At 30.5% G+C, this 25,573-nt stretch carries 24 protein-coding genes; all 24 read right to left on the reverse strand.

Translation table 11 applies throughout. From position 1 onward, the window contains the following. Positions 1-277: 277 nt before the first annotated feature. The 24 genes from CHB72_RS11610 to CHB72_RS11725 all read right to left on the reverse strand — a co-directional run bounded on the left by CHB72_RS11610 (position 278) and on the right by CHB72_RS11725 (position 25,470). Complete coding sequence (locus CHB72_RS11610) at positions 278-580, reverse strand: nucleotidyltransferase domain-containing protein (protein WP_089283043.1); 303 nt, start codon at positions 578-580, stop codon at positions 278-280. Continuing rightward, entirely contained in the window at positions 577-1,008 is a 432-nt protein-coding gene (locus tag CHB72_RS11615; protein WP_089283044.1) for a nucleotidyltransferase substrate binding protein, read from the reverse strand. The genes CHB72_RS11610 and CHB72_RS11615 overlap by 4 nt, the downstream gene beginning before the upstream one ends. A 135-nt stretch (positions 1,009-1,143) precedes the next feature. Continuing rightward, positions 1,144-1,980, reverse strand: a complete 837-nt coding sequence (locus CHB72_RS11620; protein WP_089283045.1) for a transposase — start codon at positions 1,978-1,980, stop codon at positions 1,144-1,146. A 105-nt stretch (positions 1,981-2,085) separates the two neighbouring features. After that, positions 2,086-2,376, reverse strand: a complete 291-nt coding sequence (locus tag CHB72_RS11625; protein ID WP_242975113.1) for a transposase — start codon at positions 2,374-2,376, stop codon at positions 2,086-2,088. A 485-nt stretch (positions 2,377-2,861) separates the two neighbouring features. Then, positions 2,862-3,851, reverse strand: coding sequence for a UDP-glucose 4-epimerase GalE (galE, locus tag CHB72_RS11630; RefSeq protein WP_089283046.1), 990 nt, complete (start codon positions 3,849-3,851; stop codon positions 2,862-2,864). Between the two features lie 45 nt (positions 3,852-3,896). Further along, complete coding sequence (locus CHB72_RS11635; protein WP_089283047.1) at positions 3,897-5,066, reverse strand: nucleotide sugar dehydrogenase; 1,170 nt, start codon at positions 5,064-5,066, stop codon at positions 3,897-3,899. A 64-nt stretch (positions 5,067-5,130) separates the two neighbouring features. After that, a complete protein-coding gene (locus tag CHB72_RS11640) occupies positions 5,131-6,171 on the reverse strand; it encodes an NAD-dependent epimerase (RefSeq protein WP_089283048.1) in 1,041 nt (346 codons plus the stop codon). 59 nt (positions 6,172-6,230) lie between these two features. Further along, positions 6,231-7,169: an NAD-dependent epimerase/dehydratase family protein gene (locus tag CHB72_RS11645; protein WP_089283049.1), complete on the reverse strand. Its 939-nt coding sequence runs from the start codon at positions 7,167-7,169 to the stop codon at positions 6,231-6,233. Further along, entirely contained in the window at positions 7,141-8,010 is an 870-nt protein-coding gene (locus tag CHB72_RS11650) for a polysaccharide deacetylase family protein (protein WP_089283050.1), read from the reverse strand. The genes CHB72_RS11645 and CHB72_RS11650 overlap by 29 nt, the downstream gene beginning before the upstream one ends. A 64-nt stretch (positions 8,011-8,074) precedes the next feature. Further along, on the reverse strand, positions 8,075-8,842 hold the full coding sequence (locus CHB72_RS11655) for a hypothetical protein (RefSeq protein WP_089283051.1): 768 nt from the start codon (positions 8,840-8,842) through the stop codon (positions 8,075-8,077). A gap of 13 nt (positions 8,843-8,855) precedes the next feature. Further along, on the reverse strand, positions 8,856-9,605 hold the full coding sequence (locus tag CHB72_RS11660) for a hypothetical protein (protein ID WP_089283052.1): 750 nt from the start codon (positions 9,603-9,605) through the stop codon (positions 8,856-8,858). Positions 9,606-9,652: 47 nt separating this feature from the next. Further along, the gene (locus CHB72_RS11665) at positions 9,653-10,498 is read right to left on the reverse strand and encodes a glycosyltransferase (protein ID WP_089283053.1); all 846 of its coding nucleotides are present in this window, start codon (positions 10,496-10,498) and stop codon (positions 9,653-9,655) included. A 25-nt stretch (positions 10,499-10,523) separates the two neighbouring features. Further along, positions 10,524-11,648 carry a glycosyltransferase family 4 protein gene (locus CHB72_RS11670; protein WP_089283054.1) on the reverse strand — a complete coding sequence of 375 codons (1,125 nt, stop codon included), beginning with the start codon at positions 11,646-11,648 and terminating at the stop codon, positions 10,524-10,526. 58 nt (positions 11,649-11,706) lie between these two features. After that, the gene (locus CHB72_RS11675) at positions 11,707-12,825 is read right to left on the reverse strand and encodes a glycosyltransferase (protein ID WP_176431337.1); all 1,119 of its coding nucleotides are present in this window, start codon (positions 12,823-12,825) and stop codon (positions 11,707-11,709) included. A gap of 23 nt (positions 12,826-12,848) precedes the next feature. After that, entirely contained in the window at positions 12,849-14,099 is a 1,251-nt protein-coding gene (locus CHB72_RS11680) for a hypothetical protein (protein ID WP_089283056.1), read from the reverse strand. Positions 14,100-14,270: 171 nt separating this feature from the next. Continuing rightward, entirely contained in the window at positions 14,271-15,206 is a 936-nt protein-coding gene (locus CHB72_RS11685) for a glycosyltransferase family 2 protein (protein WP_089283057.1), read from the reverse strand. Positions 15,207-15,466: 260 nt separating this feature from the next. Continuing rightward, complete coding sequence (locus CHB72_RS11690; RefSeq protein ID WP_089283058.1) at positions 15,467-16,897, reverse strand: lipopolysaccharide biosynthesis protein; 1,431 nt, start codon at positions 16,895-16,897, stop codon at positions 15,467-15,469. Further along, positions 16,894-18,003, reverse strand: a complete 1,110-nt coding sequence (locus CHB72_RS11695; protein ID WP_089283059.1) for a DegT/DnrJ/EryC1/StrS family aminotransferase — start codon at positions 18,001-18,003, stop codon at positions 16,894-16,896. Before CHB72_RS11695 ends, CHB72_RS11690 begins: the two co-directional genes overlap by 4 nt. Next, complete coding sequence (locus CHB72_RS27965; RefSeq protein ID WP_089283060.1) at positions 18,000-18,989, reverse strand: WxcM-like domain-containing protein; 990 nt, start codon at positions 18,987-18,989, stop codon at positions 18,000-18,002. The genes CHB72_RS11695 and CHB72_RS27965 overlap by 4 nt, the downstream gene beginning before the upstream one ends. A 20-nt stretch (positions 18,990-19,009) precedes the next feature. Then, the gene (gene rfbA / locus CHB72_RS11705) at positions 19,010-19,882 is read right to left on the reverse strand and encodes a glucose-1-phosphate thymidylyltransferase RfbA (protein WP_089283061.1); all 873 of its coding nucleotides are present in this window, start codon (positions 19,880-19,882) and stop codon (positions 19,010-19,012) included. A gap of 3 nt (positions 19,883-19,885) precedes the next feature. Then, on the reverse strand, positions 19,886-20,965 hold the full coding sequence (rfbB, locus tag CHB72_RS11710) for a dTDP-glucose 4,6-dehydratase (RefSeq protein ID WP_089283062.1): 1,080 nt from the start codon (positions 20,963-20,965) through the stop codon (positions 19,886-19,888). Between the two features lie 239 nt (positions 20,966-21,204). Next, entirely contained in the window at positions 21,205-21,810 is a 606-nt protein-coding gene (locus tag CHB72_RS11715; RefSeq protein ID WP_089283063.1) for a sugar transferase, read from the reverse strand. A 41-nt stretch (positions 21,811-21,851) separates the two neighbouring features. Next, positions 21,852-22,385: a winged helix-turn-helix transcriptional regulator gene (locus tag CHB72_RS11720; protein ID WP_089283064.1), complete on the reverse strand. Its 534-nt coding sequence runs from the start codon at positions 22,383-22,385 to the stop codon at positions 21,852-21,854. Between the two features lie 121 nt (positions 22,386-22,506). Next, positions 22,507-25,470 carry an O-antigen ligase family protein gene (locus tag CHB72_RS11725; RefSeq protein WP_089283065.1) on the reverse strand — a complete coding sequence of 988 codons (2,964 nt, stop codon included), beginning with the start codon at positions 25,468-25,470 and terminating at the stop codon, positions 22,507-22,509. Between the last annotated feature and the right edge of the window lie 103 nt (positions 25,471-25,573).

Raw genomic sequence — 25,573 nt, forward strand, 5'->3', positions numbered from 1 at the left:
TTGTTTGTCAATAGTGAATTAGCACTATTTGTTAATTATATTCTTATGCAATTTTCAAGGATCAAAAAACTTATTTTCTTAAGTTGATGACAGTGACTCAAGTATACAATATATAGTATTAAATAAGCTTATCAAAAGCATATATTATGCATGCAATTAATCAAATAAAAGTTTTTACGCAACCTGACGTCCCTTAGTGCGCGCATAAACTCGAGGTAGAGTCAGCACAAAAGAACACAAAAGAACTTTCCCCTTGTGTCTGCTTGTGCCTGCGCATCTACCTTTCATATATTATTATTCCAACTCTGTTAATGTGATCAATTAAATCTTTATTCTCTATCTTTTCAAATATAGATAAATCAAAACCATAAGGTAAATATAGTTCATCCAATTCTAAATGCAGTTTATTTATATCCTCTAGATTTATATTTTTACCAACCAAAGTCAAGTCTATATCTGAGCCATTTTTATAGTTTCCTTTTGCCCGTGAGCCGTAAAGTAATACCTTTTCAATTTTTGAGTGTCTAGAAAAAATCTCAAGAATACTTGCCAATATACTTTCTTTTAGGCCATATTTCATAGTTTTTTACTCTCTTCTCTTTGAAATTCATTCATCTTGATTCTAAATTCTTCAAAAACTTCAAAGTATGAATCTTTTATTAAACCAATAATCTCATCGGCTGTACCTTCATCATATGTATGACTTGTAATATTACGGCTTTTTATCATCTGCATCCAAACTTCTCCATTTTCTATTAGTCCTAGAGTAAAGGCTTCTTTTGTAGCATCTCTTGAACCATATATATTGGTATTGCCTCTATTTTCAAGAAAATCTTTTAAAGTTTTCCAGGCTAATTCATGGGTGTATTCAAATGCTTGTATAACCCCTTGTTTCTCAAGGTTTGTAAGTTCTCTTTTTCCCATCAATTCCACTGCTTCTTCAAGCTGTTTCAATGCTTTCTTGTAATTATTAAATCTTTGTATCCAACGAGTATCTTGAAAATCCATAAAATTTCCTCCCTTCAAGATAAGTTAGTGCTTTTAACTGATTACCTTATGGCTATTCTATCAAAACATCAAACTATTTACTATAGCTTTTGAAATATTCTGATACGGATTGTCAGAAGGGTTGTTAGAGGATTGTTATTTATGGTGGATTTTAAATATGGCAACTTCACTGATGGTTATACTTTCTCCAATTTCCTTCATGGTATAATTAGCAGCCAAAGCCTGCTGAATATATGTTTGTTTATAGGTGGTTAGATTTCTTTTCCTTGAACCTTTTTTTATATCCTCATAAATTGACTTGTCCTTTGTTGCCTCATATAAGATTTCATCCAGACCTTTTCTTGCAGGAGCCTCCAATGCTTTGCTGATAACTGTCTCTTGGTTTTCACCAATAGCCACCACTTTTTCAAAGGCACTACTTTCCTCCATTTGACCCATATCCATAAATTTTACATAGGCTTTTATGGCTTGTTGTCTGTTTTTAGAAAATATATTTAAAATAAATTCAATATCTACAATGTCTCTTCCCTTATTTTTTCTATAGTATGGGTCACTACTCCATGGATAGTCCTTCAATTCCTTACACATTTTTGCCCTTAAGGGATTTTGATGGACATACCGTAGCAAAGATAAGAGATATTTGTCATCCTTCACTAAAATTCCTTTATATCTATTTTCAAAAACGTGTCCAGTTCTTTTATTTTTATGATTGTAATATTTACTGTACTTATTATTGATTCGATGCATGATATCCTGCAATGGGCTGTCTAAGGTCTTCAGAACCATATGATAGTGATTACCCATTAAAACAAATCCGTATAGTTCAAAATTCATAACCTCTTTATATTCCCCTATTAGTTTTAGTAAATATTCCTTATCTTCTTTTTTATCAAATATATACTCTCGATTATTCCCTCTTTGAATGACATGATAAACCCCTCCCTTAAACTCTATCCTAGGCCTTCTTCCCAAAGAAAACCACCTCCTGGCTTTATTTTACCAGAAGGTGATTTTCTTTGCAATAAGTTAATAAGTTAAGTGACTGGCACCCAGGTTTAACACCCAGGTTTAAAGTCTTCATTGAATTTTTGCATTTCTTTTATAACGGAAGACAATATCTGTTTCAATTCTTTTAGATACTTCTACATCTGAAAGGTTATATAAATATTCCAACAAAAATATTTTTACCATCATAACAGGATCTTTAGAGTCTCTTCCTAAGTGGCTATATTTTTCCTGTACTTGTTCATATACAAATGAAAAATCAATGATAGAATCTATCTTGACCAATAAATGATTTTTGGGAATTAATTTCTCAAATATCATATGATCGAATACATCAATTTGCCCATTATTCTTTCCCATCATATCTCTATAACCTCCTAAATTTCAACGTTTTATATGCTTATATTATATCATATATACTACGTCTAATAAAGGGATTATGTTGAAATATCAAGGGTTTTAGGGATATTGGGATATTTTTTCTTAAACCCTCGGCGAATGTATTTTTATTCTTGTATAGGTATAATTATTTATTTGTTAGCGTTTTTCGGAGCTTTCACTGGCACCAAGGTTAGTAATTCTTAATTAATTGAATAAAGTAGTAGTACCTATCTATGTTATAATCTCCTTTTCTGTAAATATTCTACAAGTTACTTCTTTGACCTGCTCCAATATATTTTAATCCTTGCTTCTCGATATTTTCTCGCTTATAGATATTTCTAAAATCAAAGAAATAAGCCTGCTTTAATGATTTCTTGATGTCAACACGAAACCACCTCTCTGTGTTGGGTATGAGTTACTTAGTTGGAGTGATGCCGGTGTTCCGAGAAAACAACTCCCCAACAAAACTACTTTCCATTTTCAAACTTCCAAGCATCCCTAACCATCTCTTTTACACCAAGTTTAGCCTTCCAGCCAAGCTCTCTTTCTGCTTTACTAACATCAGCATAACACTCAGCAATATCTCCAGGTCTGCGATCCACTATTTCATAAGGTATTTTTATATTATTAACTTCTTCAAAAACTTTCACTAACTCTAATACAGAAGTGCCTCGACCTGTTCCAAGGTTATAGACATGCACACCTTCTGTCAGTTTCTCTATGGCAGCAACATGTCCTTCAGCCAGATCTACTACATGTATATAATCTCTTACTCCAGTACCATCAATTGTTGGATAGTCATTTCCGAAGACTCTCAACTTCTTCAATTCACCTTTTGCCACCTGAGTTATATACGGCATCAGGTTATTAGGAATACCATTAGGATTCTCACCAATCAGACCACTCTCATGAGCACCTACTGGATTGAAGTATCTTAAGAGAGAAACAGCAAACCCGGGATAAGCCTTCGCAACATCAGTTAAAATCCGTTCACTCATGACTTTCGTTTCCCCATATGGATTAGTCGTCGGCAACAAATCCATGATCTCTACAAATGGTACTTCATTCTCACCATACACGGTGGCCGATGAGCTGAACACAAACCTCCCTACACCATATTTAATACATGCCTTACTCAACACCATCGTGCTGACGATATTATTGTAATAATACTCTAGGGGCTTTTTCAACGACTCCCCTACCGCCTTAAGTCCGCCAAAGTGAATCACGCCGTCAATATCATGGTTAGAGAACATTATATCTACAGCTGCTTCATCAGTCACATCTATCTTATAAAAAATTATTTCTTTATTCGTTATTTGTCTTACTTTATCTATAGTCTCAGCTTTACTATTGCAAAGATTATCTACAACAATAACTTTGTGACCTGCTTTTAATAAAGCAACACAGGTATGTGTTCCTATATAGCCAGCCCCGCCAGCAACTAGTATATTCATAATTGTTTAGTTCACCTCAATTCTATTACAACTTAAGATTCTACATTAATCTCTACTAAACAGATCTCTCGTGTATACCTTGCCTACTACATCTCTAATCTCATCAGATAATCTATTCGCAACAATTACGTCACTTATCTTCTTAAACTCATCAAAATCCTTTATAACTCTTGAATTATAAAAATCATCTGCATCAACAAGTGCCGGTTCATACACCACAACCTCTATTCCCTTGGCCTTGATGCGCTTCATGACACCCTGAATAGCTGATTGTCTAAAGTTATCTGAATCCATCTTCATAGTGAGTCTATAGATTCCTACAATCTTAGGATCCCTCTTTATAATCATATCGGCAATATGATCTTTTCTGGTCCTGTTGGCATCAACAATCGCTACCATTATATTATTTGGGACATCGGCATAATTGGCTAATAGCTGCTTGGTATCTTTAGGCAAGCAATATCCACCATAGCCAAAGGATGGATTGTTATAGTGGGTTCCGATTCTTGGATCCAGTCCTACTCCTTCGATAATTTGCTTAGTGTCTAGCCCTCTAACCTCAGCATAAGTATCAAGTTCGTTAAAGAACGCAACTCTCATAGCAAGGTAAGTGTTTGCAAAAAGTTTAATAGCTTCTGCTTCAGTCGAATTAGTGAACAAAACTGGTATGTCCTCTTTAAGAGCACCTTGAACTAGAAGGTCTGCGAACTTCTTAGCTCTTTCCGATTGCTCACCTACAACAATCCTAGAGGGGTACAAATTATCATAAAGAGCTTTTCCTTCTCTTAAGAATTCTGGCGAAAAGATGATGTTCTCTGTTTCGAATTTTTCTCTAACTTTTTCTGTATATCCTACCGGTACTGTAGACTTAACCACCATCACTGCATCAGGATTGATGGACAGTACATTTGCAATCACGGCCTCTACGGTCCTAGTGTTAAAATAGTTCTTGTCCGGATCGTAGTTGGTAGGTGTAGAAATAATGACGTACTCTGCATCCTTAAATGCAATGTAGTTATCGGTTGTTGCTTTAAGGTTCAAATCCTTAGTTGCTAGATATTTTTCAATTTCTGCATCAACAATAGGAGCTTTCTTGTTATTGATCATATCTACTTTTTCCTGGATAATGTCCAGCGCAATGACTTCATTATGTTGAGCTAAAAGAGCAGCGTTGGATAATCCTACATAACCTGTTCCTGCTATTGTTATTTTCATTTGACTGTACCCCCTTGAATTGCTTAATTTATTTACAGAGCCAAATTTTCTGAACTTCCAGCCCCTACTTTTCAACATTATAATACTCTTTATACCACTCCACAAACTTTCCAAGTCCTTCCTCTATACTTGTCCCTGGTTTAAAGTTAATATCTCTTTCAAGGTCAGAAACATCTGCATAAGTTCTTAATACATCTCCAGGCTGCATGTCCATGTAAATTTTTTCAGCCTCCTTGCCAATCTTCTCCTCAAGAACATTAATAAATTTCATCAGCTGTACTGGCTGATTATTTCCGATGTTATAAATCTTATATGGTGCAAAACTTGTACTTAAATCGTCTTTGCTTTCATCCCACTCTTCATTGGCTACGGGTGGTCTGCCAATGAGCTTGTAGATTCCTTCAACAATGTCGTCTATATAAGTGAAGTCACGTTCCATTTTCCCGTGATTGAATACCTTGATCGACTTGCCCTGTAAGATATCTTTTGTAAAAGAGAAGTAAGCCATGTCTGGTCTTCCCCAAGGGCCATAAACGGTAAAAAATCTAAGTCCTGTGGTTGGAATTCTATATATATGACTGTATGCATGAGCCATAAGTTCATTAGATTTCTTCGTCGCAGCATATAGACTTACCGGATGATCTACATTCTGATTCGTAGAAAACGGTGCAAGCTTATTACCTCCATAAACTGAGCTTGAAGAAGCATAGAGCAAATGCTTAACTGGATAATCTCTACAAGCTTCTAGGATGTTCATAAAGCCGATAAGGTTTGAATCCACATATGCATAGGGATTTTCAATTGAATATCTGACGCCAGCTTGAGCTGCCAAGTTAATTACATAGTCTGGTTTGCAATTTCTGAAGATAGCATCTACAGACAGTTTATCCTTTAAATCTATCTTATGGAATGTGAAATTATCGTGTCTTTGTAGTTTTTTTAGACGATCCTCTTTTAGCTTGGAGTCGTAATACATGTTTAGATTATCCACTCCTATCACTTGATAAGATTTATCTAGTAATAGAACTCCTAAATGAAAACCTATGAAACCAGCAATACCCGTTATTAGAATTAGAGGCTTTTCATTAAATTTTATACTATCCATAATGCAACTCCTTTTAATTAATATACAAATTATATGCTATTTGCTTTAGAAAGCCACAGCTATATTTTGTCTAATATCGAATATAAATCTTTTGAGGGCATATACCCTAGCCTTTTTATTTTTTTTGTAGAATAAATATTATTCTCCGCAAGCTTCCAGTAAAAAGTTTTCAATTGTTGTTTCTTTTCTCTTAAAACGACAGAAGAAATATTAAATAATGCCTTTACAAGTATTTTAGGTACCCATATAATGATTTTCTTAGTACTATTAAGTTCTCTGAATATAGAGATTACATTATTGATAGTATAGCTATTTTCATCAGTAACATTATAAATTTCGTTTCTCGTATTAGAATAATTTTTCAGTACAATTTCCACTGCTGATAGAACATTCTCTATATTGCAAAAGGAAAACCGCTGTTGTCCATTGCCAATTTTGAACATAAGTCTTCCACCGTCACCTTTAGTTAACACCCTTTTGTAAATATCCTTCATAAAGCACTTATCATAAATCACAGGAAATCTCAAAATCGTACAAGGTATTTTTTGTGTCTCTAAGCAAATATCTTCTGCTTTACTTTTACTTTTGGCATAGGAGATAATAGGTCTCTTGTCTGCATTTTCTGTAATATCTGTTTTATAATCGCGTTCACCATAGACAGATACTGTACTAAAAAAAATGAATAGTTTTAAGTTTTCCTTTTCTTTAAAAACCTCAACTAAATTTTGTGTACCTATAGTATTTACTTGAAAAAAATCATCTTTAGTAAACTTATTATTATCATTATGAGCTATAGCAGCACAGTGTATCACATAGTCAAAGTCTATATTTCTTAACTTATTTATCACTTCTTCTTTTTTAGTAATATCACATTGTATAAAATTATGACTTTGTCCACCTCTCTTACTCAGTCCATATACTTCATATTTTGGGGCTAATTGTCTCATTAAATAACTACCTACAAAACCATTACCCCCTGTTATTAGTATTTTTTCCATAATCTCCTCCTGAATTGATGTAGTCTGAAAAAGTTTGAAATTGATAACTATTTTTTTTGCAATACTTTATAAATTTTTCGAATTTTTTCAGATTACCTTTTCTACCTACTTCAAATCGAAATCTATCTTTATAGGTTACCGTCTTTCCAAAATTAATAGTTACATCTGTTAACTCGAAAGGGTGTATGTAAAAAACAAAGTTCTTAAATAAGTTGCTATAATTATTAAACATGTAATTAAAAAGAAAAAGTGGAAAAAGTCTAAAGTATCCCCCTCCTGAAATAGGAATATCGTATTTAAAAATTCTATAAGTAGGTATTTCAAATTCAAAAAAATTTTCTTGTCTATATACTAAATCTTCTATACTTTCAAAATCATCTATAGCTAAAGAACCATAAAGGTCATGTTGAGAAAATCGAATATAACTTGAATCATATTTATAGCCACATTCTTTAAGAATCCTTAATTTTTCATTATCCATTGAAAAACAAGATGCTCTATAGCCAATTACTTCTTTATTTATAATCTCTTCTAGTACCTTTTTACCTTGTAAAATATTTTGCCTAAATTCTTCATTTGTTTTATTATATAAAAGCTGATGGTCATAACCATGGCAAGCTATTTCATGCCCTCTATTACTAATATCCTTAATTATAATTGCATGTTGATCTGCTAATTCACCTAATACAAATACTGTAATTTTAATATCATATTTATCTAGCAAGTCAAAAAATTCACTAATATGCTTTATCATTTGTATATTATCATTAACTTTATATTTTTTTAAATATTCTAGATGATACCATTCTTCTAAATCTAAAGTTAAAAAAAAATTTTTCATTCTAATTCATACCTTTCTTTTTGAAAGCCTTTTTCTTCCAATCCTATACCGACAACCAACTCTCTTAAAAATGATCTGCAAATGTCAATAAAAAATCTTTTTTCAACACAATTGAATTTAATAGTTTATGACAGTCCGCTATCTGAAGTATAGGCATCTTTACTTTTCTTTTTGCTAAAGCTTTTGTAACTGTTATTTGTTTTAGCATGATTCCCCACAGTACTCCTATAGTTGTTGTTATTTCTAAATTAACTATATTGCTTTGATCTATATCTTCTTTAATATCATTGTCTTGCAGGTATATTTGAAACTTACCCTTTTCCGTATTAAAAACTATTTTCTTATTTAACCAAACGGCTTCTGTATCATTATATTTAATTGTATCCTCTATCATTTCTTTTATATTTAAAGGATAAGTCATAAACATATGGTCTCTAAGTTCTAACCAATCATTACATCTATTTGATTCCTTTACAAAGAATAAGTTTGGTGTTACTATCATATCCACATTTTTCTCTTTAAAAGAATTCTCGATATACCTATATAGATACTCTATATCTATTTCAACATCAGTATTAATTACTAGTTCTAATACTCTACCTTCCCTTAAATTTTCTACTTCATTAACTGCCAAAACAATAAAAGCGGAAACCATTCCGCCTAACTCTCCAACAATTACTCCTTCATCTACTATATCTGGTCGACTCATTAATGATTTTAGGTAATCTTCATTACGTTCAAACATAATGAATTGCTGATACATTTTATTATATAAATCTAAAACTCTTTCTTTATCTTCATTCTTATATATACGAAAAAACATCTCTGCCATTTTCATTCCATCCTTATTTAAATTTTACTAATTTATTAAAATGTAGTTTCAATTTAACCTCTCTTTTGAGAAATAGTTTAATTCCTAAAATCAAAAGACTAGCAATAGATTTGTGTCTGTTATTTATTAAGGACTCAAATGCATTCTTAGATATCTTAATTGTGGTTAACTTTAAACAATCATCCTTATCACTTAAATTTATTTTTTCATTTTCAATAAATAATTGTATCTTGTTAATATATTTAAGCGTAAGGTTTTTAAGCTTTTTATTGTTTTCTAATACTTTATCTAAATAGTAGTTGAAAACTTTATTATATGAAAATATTTTCATCTTCACTGAAAAGTCAAAGGGTTGCCAACCTCTTTCTTTATTTTTTAAAAACGTTATACTAGACATTTGATTATAGGAAGATAGAAATTGACAATTGTTTTCACTTACTACATTATCAGCAAAATCAACTAAATACCTATATAGTTTTAGCCCTCTATATTCTTTAGACACAGAAGTATCACCAACTGTTGATACATTATAACTTTTATCATTAGCCTTTAAATTTCTGGTAAAGACTCCCCTAAATGCTATAGGCTTCTGATTACTCTTTATGATAATTGTATCTAATTTAACACCATTAATTAGCCTATATTTCCAGTTTAAGTAATTAATATTTCCCCACTTTCCATAGCAATGGTTTAGAAAAAGATATAATTCTTCTGTTGAAAGGTCAACATTGTATTCTATTTGTAAATCTTGTTTTTCTCTCATTATATCCACCTTTACTTGCGTCCATTTATGTTTAGAGCAACTTCAATCTATCCTCTTAAATTATTATATCCCCATCGTTTTATTGAATTTGGCAATAAAAAGAAAACTAGAGATGCTATTTTAAGAAGATTAAGTTTAGGAGATGGTGTATTGTAACTGTATTGAATTTTTAAACGTTTCAAGAATGCATCAAATCCAAATCTTCTTTCCATAGCTTCAGTATAGCGCATAAAATATAATGTTTCTGGTATATTCGCTACCCCTACTTTATTTTTTAAAACCCTTGCCCATAATTCATAATCTTCTATTTTTTTAGTTGAAATATTATATAACCCAATTTTAGAAAAAATAATTGTTCTAAACATAACAGATGCATGTACAAAAGGGCTCCTGTAATGAAAAAAATTGTGGATTTCTTTTTCTGTAGTAGGAACCTTTTTCAAAAATCCCTTTGTATAATTCAATTCATCTTGGAATAAAACTTCCCATGTTCCAAGAATATGTACATTTCTATTTACCTCTAGAAAATCATACTGTTTTTTAAATCTTTCTGGATGAGAAATATCATCAGCATCCATGCGTGCATAATAACAAGTGTTTGTTGCTAATATTGAAATATTTAGAGCTTGAGCAAGTCCAACATTTTGCGGAATTAATATGTGTTTTATTTTTACTTCTTTTAATGTATTTACATAGTACCTAACCACTTCTTCTATTTCTTTTGTTACAGGTCCGTCTTGAATTAAATGAATTTCATATGGAAGAAGTGTTTGATTTAAAATTGAATCTATTGCTAATTTCAGCTCGTTTTTTTTACTATTCTTATAGAAGGGAATTCCAACTGTTATGCCATGTATTAAAAACTCGTCATTAAATAATATCTCATTTTCCAAAAAATCACCTCCTTAAATGCATAATTCAATTTAAACTAATATTTAACAAATTTTTATATGTACTTTGATATTTTTCACTCATTATTTTAGCGCTAAAATTTTCTTCAATAATCTTTCTTGCTTTTCTACCTTTATGCTCTCTATCTTCTTTCATATACCTTTCAAACAACTCACTCAACTGTTCTACATTCCCTATTTTAAAAATATCCCCTGTTTCTTTATCTTTGTTTAATAATTCTATATGAGGCTCTATATCCGATAATAATACTGGCAAACCAGTGCTCATTGCTTCTAATACCGCATTGGGAAGACCTTCAGCTTTTGAGGAAGATACGAAAACATCACTTGCTCTCAAATAATCTATTACATTTTCAACGCGGCCAATCATTAAAACATCATTATTTACTAACTTCATGGATTCTTCTTTTAATTCACCTTCCCCCAAAAGTAACAATTGAGCACTTCTATTTAAGTTGGCAATCTTAAAAGCATTAATCATAGTAATAGGATCTTTTCTAGGTATCAAATCTCCTGTAGCTATAAATATAACTTTTCCATTATGAAGGTTAAGTCTTTTCCTCAAAGCTTCTTTATCTTCTCTATCAACTGGTTTATAAACATCATCATCTACACCATTCTGTATTGTTTCTACACTAATTTTGTGGTTCACATTTAGTAAGTTTGATACAAAATATGAACATGCAATTGGTTTTTCTATTTTTTTAATTGTATTTAAATGAAAGTTAGCTATTATTTTCCCAAAAAAAGTTCCATATTTCATGCTATAATCATAACAAGCATAATTTCTTATAGTGTTACAGTGTCTATAAGTATATAAATACTTTGACACTAAGGTATCTGCTCTAATCCCTTGAGTGTGTATAACGTCTGGATTTACATCATTTACTATTTTCTTAAGCTTTTTATCTCCATTAAAAAGCATTCTCATCCTTGATAATTGTAGTGATTTAATTATTACCCCTAAGTCGATAAAATTATTATATTTACTATCTTCAGTTTCTGGCGATAAGGTTAATATATATGGCTTAAACATATTTCTATCTAAGTGTTTTATTATATTAAATAACTGATTAGTAGGCCCAGTTCTACGTAGTGTTGATACAACGTATAATATTTTAGTTTTATTCATAAGGCATTCTCCTTATAATAATATATACAAATATCTTTCTTATTCTCTTTAAAAAATTTTATTTCTCAAGAATTTTTATATATTTTTCAAGAACATTATCTAAAGATAAATGCTTAATCGAATTAATAATTTCAAAATCGTTCCATTCATGTGTTAAAGCTTTTAATAAGTATTTAGATAGCTCTTGCACATTCAAATACTCCACTAAGAAACCATTTACTCCATTATTTATGATTTCTTTAGGTCCTGAGGGACAATCATATGCCACTACTGGCGTTCCTAAAGCAATTGATTCAACTAAAACATTTGGAAAACCTTCATAATATGAAGATAAGACTGTCACAGCAGCATTTTCATAGTAGGATATTACATTCTGAGCGAATCCTTCAAATATCACATTGGAGTCCATTCCTTCTTCTTGAACTCGTTTTTTCAATTTCTGCTCCAAAGATCCTCTTCCGACAACTCTTAAAATAATATGCTTATCTACACTAATACAAATCTTTATTGCATTTAATAACATATCTAATCCTTTGGCTTCTTCTAATCTTCCTATAAACAATATTTCTTTTATACTCCTTTTATTATTTTTAATATGATTTTTTTCAGTTTTTCTATGTGCCTCTATATGATATGGAATTGGATTATTAATAACATTTAATTTATCTATTGAAAAGTTATAGTTTTTTATTAAATCATTTTTCATATTTTCAGATTGTGCTATTACTAGATCTACTTTTTTATACAAAACTTTCGTAATTCCATTTATTATATATTTATTCCAAAATGATTTCTCATGTTTTAGCTTTACAGATAATGTATTTATATTTCTTGCAATAATTTTATAGTTATATTGCCTAGTAATTTTAATAAGTACCAGTATTAATGCAATTTGATAATTAAATACTAAAATAGTAGCTGGTTTATTTTTCAATATATACGAATATATTGAGAAGAAACATCTTCTTGTATGTTTCTTTTTAAGATTAAAAATTTGAACTTGAGGATGTAACTGTTTTTGGTAGACAGCATTGTTTAAATTTAACACTATAAGTTTTACATTATATCCTCTATTTATTAGTCCATTCGCTATAGTTACACATATTCGCTCAGCACCCCCACCTCTCAAAGACCCTATAAAAATATGAATTGTTTTATCTTGGTTTTTACGTTCCAATTTATCGCCCTCTTTTATGATTTTCATGTATTAATAACTATTTGATTTTTTGTAAACTCTTTCTTTTTCTCTTTATAATCCAATCGCAGAACAACTAAAATATATAATAAGTAAGATGACTTAAAAAGAAACGGTTCTTTTATTTCAATAAAAAATAATGTAATAATTAAAAAAATACCAATCCGTCTAAATTTATTATCTGAACATTTCTTCAAAGTAAAGTTCATACTTAAAAGATGAATTAGTAATATTAAATAAAATAGAATAGCAAAAACCAATCCAATTGAATAATACATTTGAATATACCCAGAATCATGTCCTCTTATTTCAGCTCTAACCTTTGAAGTTCCAATTATTGTATTATAATTAAGTTGAGGAACATCCATTTTTTGTACAAAATTCCTATAAAACGCCGTTTGTTTTATTGGTGTAGAAAAAATTTCAAGAAACCATTCTTTATTTTCATTAATTCGTTGAACTGTATCTTCTTGGATATTACCTCTAATTGAAATACCAGCTATAAAAGTAACTAAAAGAGTTATTATCAATATTTGGGGTAATAATTTTTTTAAAAATAAAGTTTTATATCCCGTAAATAACCCTAATGCTAATATTATAAATAGTATAATCCCTGTTCTACCAATAAAGAATATAGAAATTATGTTAATCATTAAAATTATATAATTCTTTTTTTTAAGTCTTTCTTTTGAGGAATGCAGCAAAATATATAGACTTGAAAATGCTCCAATTCCTTGTATTATTGATAATGTAGCTCCTGCTGAATTAAATAGTCCTGGTGCTCTAAAGTCACTAATTAATTCTCTATTTCCGGTTTGTTCTAAGATGCTTGCTAAAAAAAACCTATAGCTTGGAGAAAAAAAGCTAACAATTATTAAACATGCTTGAATAAAACTAATAATTGAAAATGCTCTAATAAATTCAGATTTATTGTCAAAATATTTTACCAGTATAAAACTCATATATATATTTGTTGTTACGAAGTAAAAAAATCTTGATATAGTTGTTGTTTCTAATCTACCCAGTTGTATATAGCTGTATATTGCATAAAGGTATATCAGAAAATATGCTATTATTGCTACAAATTCTATCCTTTTAAAGCGTAAATCTTTCTTAGGTTTAAATTTAAAAATAAAAAAGTGTATGGAAAATAGTATCATAGAAATTCTTCCAGTTGTAACATAAGGTATTCCTTTAAATAATAGGCTATATACTAAAAAGAATAATAATGTTATTTTTAGAGTTTTTTTTAACATTTTCATTTGCTCCTTAATAAAATACACTTAATTGAGAATTTTTCCTTTTGAATTTTAAAATATTAAAGGATAATCTTAGTTACAATAAATAGTAACTTTTGTATTTAAACGTACTATATAAAATAAAGCATTTGCCTAATTTAAAGATAATGTACATAGAAATACCTAAATTTATTCTTTAGCTTTAAAGTGTTTATAATAAAATTTATATATATCTTGGATTTTAAACTTTATTAAAATCTGAATTAATTTTTGTTTCCATCCTAAATCGTGACTTTCAATACTATCTTTTATTGCTACGCTAGCTTCATTACTATCATTTAGTATGCAATTTAACGCATAATGATATTGTACTCTTGCTTTAGCTTTTCGTATTGAATTAGGATTACTAATTTTTTTTGTATTAACCAAGTTTAAGGTCAATATTCTTTCTTTAAGTTTAGTTTTGTATGTTGTAAGTTTAGTAATATTGTTAGAATGTCTCCTTTGTTTACTTAAAATTTCATCTATATAACCAATCTTGCCGTTATAACATGTTTCTATCCAAAATAGCCAATCACTAGCAATCGGTATTTTAGGATTAAAGCATTTAGGACAGGCTTCTCTCAAGACCATCACTGAACATGCACCCATAAATGTACCATGTTCAATAATTACATCCACGTTTCCCTCATGTCTACCACGAACATCATTTACATAATATAAAGTCCTTCCTGTATTTGAATCAAATCTATCAATATTATGATATGAAATTACTAGTTCAGGGTTAGCTTCCATAAATTTTACTTGTTTTGTAATTTTACTAGGCAAAAAGAGATCGTCCCCTCCCAACCATGCAATATATTTCCCTTTACATGCAAAAAGAGCATTGTTTGAATTAGCAGTTATACCTTGATTTATTTTAGATAAAACCAACTTAAACTTTTCAGGATATTTTTTATCATATTCCTTTAACATAGCTTGAGTTCCATCTTGAGAAGCATCATCAGCTACTACTATTTCAATATTATCGTAATCTTGAGCCAATACTGATTCTATACACTCTTTTAGATATTCTTCTTGATTATAAGTAATTATGGCTACTGATACAAGTGGTTTATTTCCCATTGTTTTCCTCCATTGTTTTCTATTATCATATTAACTTGGATTACAGCACTTCATTTATAGATACCTAAATTATGATAAATAGCATATACTATTAATAATATCTACTGCTCTTACTTAAGGCCCTGTTAATGGAAAATACTTATAACTTAAATAAGAATTTTCCATCATAGAATAAACAAGAAAATATAGCTTTAAATATAGTATTCTTACTTTAGATTACTCAATATTTCTTGATTATCTAAAAAAACATTTGTGAATTTTCAATACCTATACTCTTTAATCCTAGAAATATTTTTAAAGTCTTGCAAATATAGTAGTATATATACTGCTATAACTAATAAAGAAGAAATAAATCGAAATATAAAATCTGAATTTAAACGTAATATATTAAAAAACACAAAATAAATTGAAATTCCAGAAATTGGAACTAGAAATCTTGATTTAATTTTTAGTAACTTCATTTTAATTAAAACTAAAGTTAATATAGAAGCTGAACAAATATATCCTAATAAAGTTGCTACAGAGGCTCCTACAATACCAAATCTAGGTATAAGAATATAATTTAATATAATGTTGACCATTACTCCTAGTAAAAGACTAGCACTTATTGGCCAGCTTTTTTTTATTACTAAAAATTGACTGCCAGCAGTTTGAAATAACATTAATATCAAAGGAGATAAAAATAAGTATGGAAAAACAATATAGCCTTTTATATACTCCCCTGTAAATAGTAATTCAAAAATAATTTTTGAAAAAGGCATTAATAAAATCGTAGAAGAAAAAGCAATTATTCCTAAATATTCATATACTTTAGATATTAATTCAACATGATCTTCATCCTTCATAGTAGAAAAAGTGAAATATGACCAGCCTCCTGAAAAAGCTGTATATACAAGTTGACTTATCGAAGCTACTTTTGCCCCAATACTGTATATGCCTACCTGTTCAATCCCAATTAGTTTTGATATCATAATTCTATCAAAAGAAGAAAATATCCAATAAAATATAAATGTAGGAACTAATGGTAATCCAATCTTCAACAAAGCATATATTATCTCTCTATTAATAAATTTAAATTGAAACCATGTTCTATTTATACTATAGAATATGATCAAAGTTATTATAGATGAGAGCATACTAGATAAAGGAAGCGCTAAAAGATAATAACCTTTTAAAAGCAATGGTATTGACAATGAATAACCTATAATAGGGGAAATAACATTAATTATTAAATAAGTTCTTCTTTTGTTCTCCATTCTTGTCGGAGCCGCTATAATTGTTTTTAGTGCCTTAATATAAATATCTACAGCTACAATAAAAATAAGTATAGGATATTGTTGGGTATCAAAAAACAACTGTTCAAAAAAATTTATAAAAATACTTAATATAAGAAATACTATTCCACCACTTATAAGAATAGAAAATAACGCACTGCTACAAACTTCTTTTTTATATTCTAATTCATCTTTATCAAAAAACATTCGAAAAAGCGCATCATAAAGTCCCATAATAACTAAAGCCGATCCAAATGAAACAACTACATTTAAAACATCATTTATCCCATAATAATATGTATCTGGAATAAGTCTCGTTATAATTGGTAACATTAAGAAAGGTATTATTTTACTAATTGCCTGTCCTAATCCATACACTAAAAAATTTTCTATAAAAAGCTTTGTTCGTTTACTCATTCTATACCTCTATATCTATTTATTGTTTTTACTACTTTCCAACAATCATCCTCCGATATTATAGGACTAATGGGTAAACTTAACACTTCATCATGAATCTGTTCTGTTATAGAATAACTTAATTTGTTCCATTCTCTATAGGCTTCTTGTTTATGAGGAGGTATAGGATAATGCACCATAGTATTAATACCATTTGTTTGTAAATATTTTTTAAATCTATCTCTTTCTTTTGTCCTTATAACGAACAAGTGCCATACATGAGACTCTTCATCTGATTTGTTAGGTAATATAATATGCCTATTACTTATATTTTTCAAATAAGCATCAGCTAATTTTCTTCTTTTTCTATTATCTTCATCTAATCCTTTTAACTTTACTCTTAATACAGCTGCTTGCATTTCATCCAACCGACTATTTACACCTTTGAACATATTTTTATATTTGATTTCTGAACCATAGTTTCTTATAGTTTTTAATATTTCAGCCAATTGATCATCATTAGTGGTGATTGCACCTGCATCTCCTAATGCTCCAAGATTTTTACCAGGATAAAAACTAAATCCACTTGCATCAGCTAAGTTTCCAACTTTCTCCCTTTTATAAATTGCACCATGAGCTTGAGCACAATCATCAATAACTAGCAAATTATACTTTGTAGCAATTTCTTTTATTTCATCCATAGCTGCACATTGTCCATATAAATGTACTGGTATAATTGCTTTGGTTTTTGATGTTATCTTTTCTGCTATTTTAGTACTATCAATATTATATGTAGATAAATCAGGTTCTACTAATATTGGTTTTAAATTGCTTTTGGAAATAGCTAAAATGGTTGCTATATAAGTATTAGCTGGCACAATGATCTCATCCATATCATCAATTAACCCTAATTCCTTATATCCTTGTAATATTAGTATAAGCGCATCAAGCCCATTAGCTACACCTATACAGTGTTTACTACCACAATAATCACTAAATTCTTTTTCAAAAGCTTTCACTTGCTCTCCAAGGATATACCAACCACTGTTTAATATTTTCTCCATACTTTCTATGATTTCTTCATGATATTGATCATTAATTTTTTTTAAATCTAAAAAAGGTATCATTGTGCCTTCCTCTCAATTTCACATATATTTTCATTTTCACCTATATCTCCCTTTATTGGGTGCTCAACCTTACATCTAGGGCACCTAAAATCTGACTCTAATTGCTCTCCACATGAACAAATATATCCTTTGAATTTAGCAGGGTTACCATACCACATGGTATAATCAGGTATGTTTTTAGTTACGACTGCTCCTGCACCTATTAATGCATATTTTCCTATTGTATTTCCTGCCACTATAGTTGCATTTGCTCCAATTGAAGCACCTTCTTTAATGATTGTTTCTTTAAACTTTTCAGGATACTGTTTCGATCTAGGTCTAGAATCATTAGTAAAAGTTGCATTTGGACCTATGAAAACATTATTGCTAATTTTTACACCATCCCAAATATATACTCCAGATTTTACAGTAACATTGTCGCCTATAATAACATCATTTTCTATGAAAGTATGATCACAGATATTGCAATTTTTCCCTATAACTGCTTTAGATAAGACGTGAGAATAAGCCCATATTTTTGTTTTACTTCCAATATTACTGGATTCAACTATAGCTTTTGGGTGAATAAATACATCTATATTTTGACAGTTATCTTTTAAAATAGTCAGAAATATTTCATAATCTCTTATATAGTCAGTTTCATCATAATAATCCGATGCCAAAACCATCAGCACTGCATCCTTAGAAAAATCATACATTTCACGCCACATATATTCACCGATATATAAGCCTTGATGTCTCTTGCTTAACTCTATAATAGTTTTTTCTTTACCATCATCTAAGAGAACCTTACAAGATCCGTTAATACAGATTAAAATTTGTTTCAATGCTTTATGGGCATGATAACCCCTCCTAGCATTTTCAACAGTTCCATACATATAATACACTCTTCTAATTTCAAAGGGGATGTCTTTACTAGCTTCAATAGGTGTAAGTGTCCCTCTTTTATCACCTATTTCTTTAAAGTTAAAAAGTTTTACTTCCATATTGTTCCTCCACCTATATCTTATTGAAAACTCTCTGCTACATAAAGCAAATATTCTCCGTACTCTGTTTTATTCATGCTATTGGCGAGATTAATTAACTGTTGTTTATCAATGAATTTTTTTCGATAGGATATTTCCTCAATACATGCAATATATAAACCTTGTCTTTTTTGAACTGCCTCTACATAGTTGCTTGCTTCCAACAAACCATCGTGTGTTCCTGTGTCTAACCAGGCCATCCCTCTGCCTAATAATTCTACCTTTAAATTATTACGACTCATATATTCTTTGTTTATCGCAGTTATTTCTATTTCTCCCCTTACTGAAGGTTTCACATTTTTAGCGATGTCAATAACCTCGTTATCGTAAAAATATAACCCCGGTACTGCATAATTAGATTTAGGATTAGCTGGCTTTTCTTCTATAGAAATTGCATTTCCTTCTTTATCTATTTCTACCACTCCATAGGTTCTCGGATCTCTTACATAATAACCAAATATTGTTGCACCTTTTTCTCTTTCACTTACACTTTTAAGTGTTTGAACAAGGTTTTGTCCATAAAATATATTATCTCCCAATATCATCGCTACTCTGTCGTTTCCTATAAATTCTTCTCCTATAATAAAGGCATCAGCTAATCCTCTAGGAGTTTCTTGTACGGCATAGGTTAGATTTAATCCTAATTGCTCTCCTGTTCCAAATAACTCTTTGAACGTCGAAATATCCCTTGGTGTAGATATAATTAATATATCTTTTATATTCGCTAACATTAATACAGATAGAGGATAATAAATCATGGGTTTATCATAAATAGGTAGCATTTGTTTTGATAGAGCTTTTGTTAAAGGGTATAGTCTAGTACCAGAGCCTCCTGCTAATATGATTCCTTTCATATTTTACACCCCTTCTACATACATTTCAGTATAATACTTTTGATATTCACCAGAAGTTACGTTGTTCATCCATTCTCCGTTATCTAAATACCATCTAATAGTATAATTAATACCTTCTTCAAACTTTGTTTCTGGTTCCCAATCTAATTGGTTCTTTATTTTTGTAGGATCAATGGCATACCTTCTATCATGTCCTTTCCTATCTTTTACATACTTGATAAGATTTTCATTAATATGTTCTTTTCGGTAGTCATCATCAGATAATAAATTTCTTAATGCATTAATGATAATTTTCACAATATCTATATTCTGTTTTTCATTATGTCCACCAATATTATAAACTTCTCCTATTTTTCCTTGTTTTATTACTAAATCAATTGCTTTACAATGATCGTCTACATATAGCCAGTCTCGTATATTTTTTCCATCACCATAAATAGGCAAATCCTCTCCTTCTAAGGCATTATTAATCATCAAAGGAATCAACTTTTCTGGGAACTGATAAGCTCCGTAATTATTAGAACATCTTGTAATATTTACAGGCATTTTATAAGTGTCATAATACGCCTTTACCAACATATCTGCTGCTGCTTTACTAGCAGAATAAGGGCTATGGGGGTCTACAGGAGTATTTTCTGTAAAATAACCGTTTTCTTCTAGTGAACCATAGACTTCATCAGTTGAAATTTGTATAAACTTTTTTCCTTCTTTGAACTCGCCTTTGTCTTCCCAGTATTTTTTTGCTATATCTAGTAAAATTTGTGTGCCTAACACATTGGTTTTTACAAACGCTTCTGGACTTTTAATGCTGCGATCCACATGACTTTCTGCCGCAAAGTGTACTACACAATCTATTTCATGTTGCGAAAATATAGTATCTATATCATCCCTATTAGTAATATCCACTCTTTCAAAAATATAATTCCTTCTATCTTCAACGCCTTTTAGGTTTTCTAGATTACCTGCATAGGTTAAACAATCTGCATTGATAATTTTTATATCTTTATCATATTTTCGAAACATATATTGTATAAAATTTGATCCAATAAATCCTGCCCCACCAGTTATTAAATAAGTTTTCAATTTCCCACATCCTTTTTTGCGTTTTATAACTCAATACTCAATTTTGCTTTTTTAAATGTATTAAAGTATCTTATGCACAATTCCAAATAATTTTCTACTATAATAAATTGTTATTTAGAAAAACATTACTCTATAAATACATGATTTTCTAAGCGCTTTATAGATTAAATTTATCTTTTAAAAATATAAACCTTAATAGACAAAACATACTATAACTTTCTAACAAAGCTAGTTTATGGCTATTTTGAAGTAGTCTTTTGCTCTCCTTCTTTAACACCTTCACTTTTAATCACACTAAAGACCGTCTTTAAAAACACTTTCATATCAAAGACCAAGCTCATTCTTTCAACATATTCCCCGTCAAATTTTGCTTTAACATCTATTGGTAATTCATCTCTACCATTAATTTGTGCCCACCCAGTAAGACCTGGAAATATGTCATTTGCACCATATTTATCTCTTTTTTTTATTAAATCATACTGATTCCAAAGAGCTGGTCTTGGACCAATTATACTCATCTCACCTTTTAAGATATTAAGCACTTGCGGAAGCTCATCAAGACTTGTCTTTCTAAGAAACTTACCAACCTTAGTGATAAAAACTTCAGGATTCTGTAACATGTGGGTTGGCATATCCTTAGGTGTATCAGTTCTCATAGTTCTAAACTTTAATATATAGAAATGTGTCTTATTCTTACCTATACGTTTTTGTTTGAAGAATATTGGTCCTTTTGAGTCTATTTTTATAACGACTGCTAAAATTAAAAAGACTGGCGAAAGTATAAGTATTGCTATAAGAGATAAAACAAAATCTAAAACACGTTTAATAACCGGATAAACCTCCATACATTCCCCTCCCATGCTACTTAACTCCATTTAGTCAATTTCTATAATTTTTCTAATATATTCATTACTCTATAACCTAAGCTCTGATATTTCTCATAATCTCTATCATTCGATACAATTAAGAGTCCTTTATTATATTTCAATTGATTCATTTTTTCATCAATAGATATAATATTTTCTTTGAAGTGTAATTCTAGTTCTGTAATAGATGTTTTAGTCAATTGACTTATTTCATCATCTTTAAATACTATGTATAACTTTTCTTCATCTTGTAATTCTTCTAGTTGATTATATAATACGTTTTTTATCTTTTCCTTTGTCTCATGTATTACCGTATAATGATGCTTTATGTACGTATATGTCTTATTTGCCTTTTCCACCATGCCCTTAGGAGTTAGCATATAAGCCACCCTATTAGCTGGTATATTTTCTACTTTTATAAGACCTTCTTTAATCATTTTTTTTAATAGTATATTTATACTTCCTAAAGAAAGCCCTGTCTTTTGTGCCAATTGTCTTTGGGATATATTTTGATTTTCATTAATTTTTTCTAATATAATGTATTCTTTATCCATAGTCCCACCTTGTTTTTAAATCTACAGCGTTCAAATATTGAACGTTGTAGATTTAGTATATAATTATATCAATAATTTGTCAATATATTCTGAGGCTTTCATTTCATTAGTTTATGATATTTTAATATACTTCATAGATAATTACTTTGCGAACTGTAAAGGCTTTATCTGTGTTTCCGTCGTGATAAAATCTTATCTCTTGAGCTCCTGATCCTATATCTTCCGTTGTCTCAAAGGTGAAGCTATAGGTATTATCCTTTATAGCCTGTCCTAGGGGGCTTTGATAAAATTGCATAGATTTTCCATTCCTACTTATGATACGAAATGACATGTAGTTATCTTCTGTGTCACCACTAACTTGCATGCTGATACCATAGGTCCTAGAGGGTTCTAAATTCATTTGTTGTGAAATAAGCATTCCTGCTGCTTCTCCATCATTAGTAATAAGAAGACCACTTTCTGTTATTTCTACTATAATATTTCCTCCCATTGGCTGAGAAATCCTCCACCCATCACTTATGCCATCTCCATCAACATCCAAATCCGGATAAGAAATATAAACCATATCCTCTAACTTCGCCAATTTATCTTTATCATCTATATTCTCTAAAACATACCTCGCTTTAAAAATACCGTCCATTGTCTCTTGATTTAAAACAATTGTTCTTTCTTCCTCAACATTAACTGCCTTCACATCTTCTACTATGCTCACAGCCTTCTCAAACATCTCCACTGCCTTACCCTTTTCTCCTACATCAAGATAATGATTGCCTACAGTTGTATAAGCACTAACTTTAGCTTCATAGTTAGTAGGTCTCATAGGAGCGACTTCTATCATTTTCTCTATATATTCAAACCCTCTATCAAATTCTCCATAGGATAAATAAACCTGTCCTATTTGTTGCAATATATTATCATTGTAAGGAACATATTTCATGGCTGCCTGTAAATTTTCTTCTGCCATTTGGAACCATACCTGCTCTTGATTCTGTTCTCCTACCATGATTTGCAGCTGTGCGATATCAGCTCGGAAGTCTTTGTTAAAAGGATCTCTTGTGATAGCATTTTCTAACAGTGCATAGCCCTTTTCAAAGTCTCCTTCTTGCTGTATCACCCGTATCCCACTGGCTGCTGATTGATGTCCTCCGTAAAAAGAAACGGCGATGAAAATTAAGGGTAGTATCAATACTAGTGGTATTAGAGAATGTATTTGTTTATTAAACTTATTTTTTATTGTTTTATTGATGTCTTTTATTGATTCTACATCTACTAACGCTATCAATCCCCACATCAATAGAGGTATAGACAAGTAAGAGAAGTTAAAGTCTAAGGCACTATGGGTTAACAAAGATAATACCCCAAATAAAATTGTCATCTGCATTAAGTCTTTCTTTTTTATCAACAGGATAAATAAAGCAAGGATGGTTCCTAACAATCCTATCATTAATAATACTCCTGCTATCCCTAGCTCCACTAAGGTTTGTAAAAAATAATTATGGGCTTCAGTACTAAAGTAAGGCTCTGACTGATACTTAGTATAAAGTCCATTCCAAGCTCCTCCACCAGCACCAAAGATAGGGTAGCTTTTAAATATAGTAAAGCTATCTCTATAATAGGCTGTTCGTGTAGTAAAGCTTTGCTGATTTAAATCTAGTACATTAATTCGACTGATTATGTTTTCAGGAATAAATTGATAACTTAGTTTGATATCTTTCACCAATTCTTCTAAATCTGTTAATAACCTTGCTTCATTAAAAGTGACTTTGGTGCCCGGGTATACATTATCAAAGTATATGGCTAATTTTTCTGTATCTTCATTGGTGGTGAAAGGAATGAGAATTTTGCCGTTTTCCTCATTTTCTCCATTCCTGGTTAAAAGGGTATGTTGTTGTCCCTCACCATCAAAGCCATAGACCTTGATCCTCCAGGGCCATTGACCTTCTTCATCGCTAATGGCATCTACATCTATTTGTAAATTATAGTCTTGATTGGCTTCTACGTTTCTAATAATTCTGTGAATTTGGTTATGTCTATCTTCTGTAACATTGGTATTGTCAAAGGTTAGTGGTTTCGTCATATTGAAAGCTGTTGTTATAAGGATAGCAAAAATAACTACAATAGATGCTAAACCTATATAGATCTTTTTCAAGTGCTTATTTTCAAGTTTTTGTATCACGAATTGAAGTCCTGTGTAAATCCCTAAAAACATAGCTATACCTATAACTACTACTAAAACTGCCCTAGGACTTTTCTCTTCTATGTTGGATGTATAGTTGGTGAATGGTTGAAGTAATAACAGACTTGGTAAACCAACCGCTATATAATAGAATATAGTCTTTATTCTCATCGCAGATGGAATAATCCCTAAATAGAGAATAGCGAAAATAGGGAAAAGCACCCATGCTGTTCTAGAATAGGTGAAAATAAAGGTAAATACCATGATAAATCCTGCTGCAGCATAGAGGTTTTTCTTCCATAGTTTTTCTTCTAGAGCTTGCTTTCCTGTCGTTATAAAAAACAAGGTCATAAGAAAAGCTGCCAGTGTGTTAGGGTATTGAAAGGTAGAGGATATACGATTTCCTAGCACTACATCCTGTAGTTTAACGTATCCTGCTGCTCCTAACAGCCCAATGATAGCAGTTCCAACACCGCTTGTTATAAATACATCTAGTATCCAGTTTTTGTACTTTTCTTCCTGAGCGTACTCTTTCACCATCAGATACACGACAAAGAAGTTAGCATATCTTAGTGTGACTCCGATAGCATCCCTTAAGTTTGCCCATTGTTTAAAAACAATAGGAAAGAGGTAGGCTATGATAAAAAATACACCTATATAGTCAAAGGGACTGTTAAATGTGATTTTTTCTCCTTTGGTAATCTTATTGGTTAAGTAAATAATAAATAACCCAAAGGAAAGAATATGGGTGAATAATATTTCTTTCTCAAAAAACAAGCCCTTGAAAAAGGGAGGATAGAATAATAGGATGCATAATAAAGCAAAAACTATCATGCCTTTTCCTTTTGCTTGTGAAGGTAATTTATTTTCAATGGATTTATTTTTTTTCTTAAGTTCTTTTGCTTTCAATGTTAACAACTCCTAAAGGTACTTAAAATTTGAAGTGTAAAATTAATGTGAAATGCTTTTTAGGATGATCCACGCTACGCCAAGGGGACAGTCCCTCGAGCTC

The sequence above is a fragment of the Anaerovirgula multivorans genome (assembly GCF_900188145.1).
Lineage (GTDB): Bacteria > Bacillota > Clostridia > Peptostreptococcales > Natronincolaceae > Anaerovirgula > Anaerovirgula multivorans.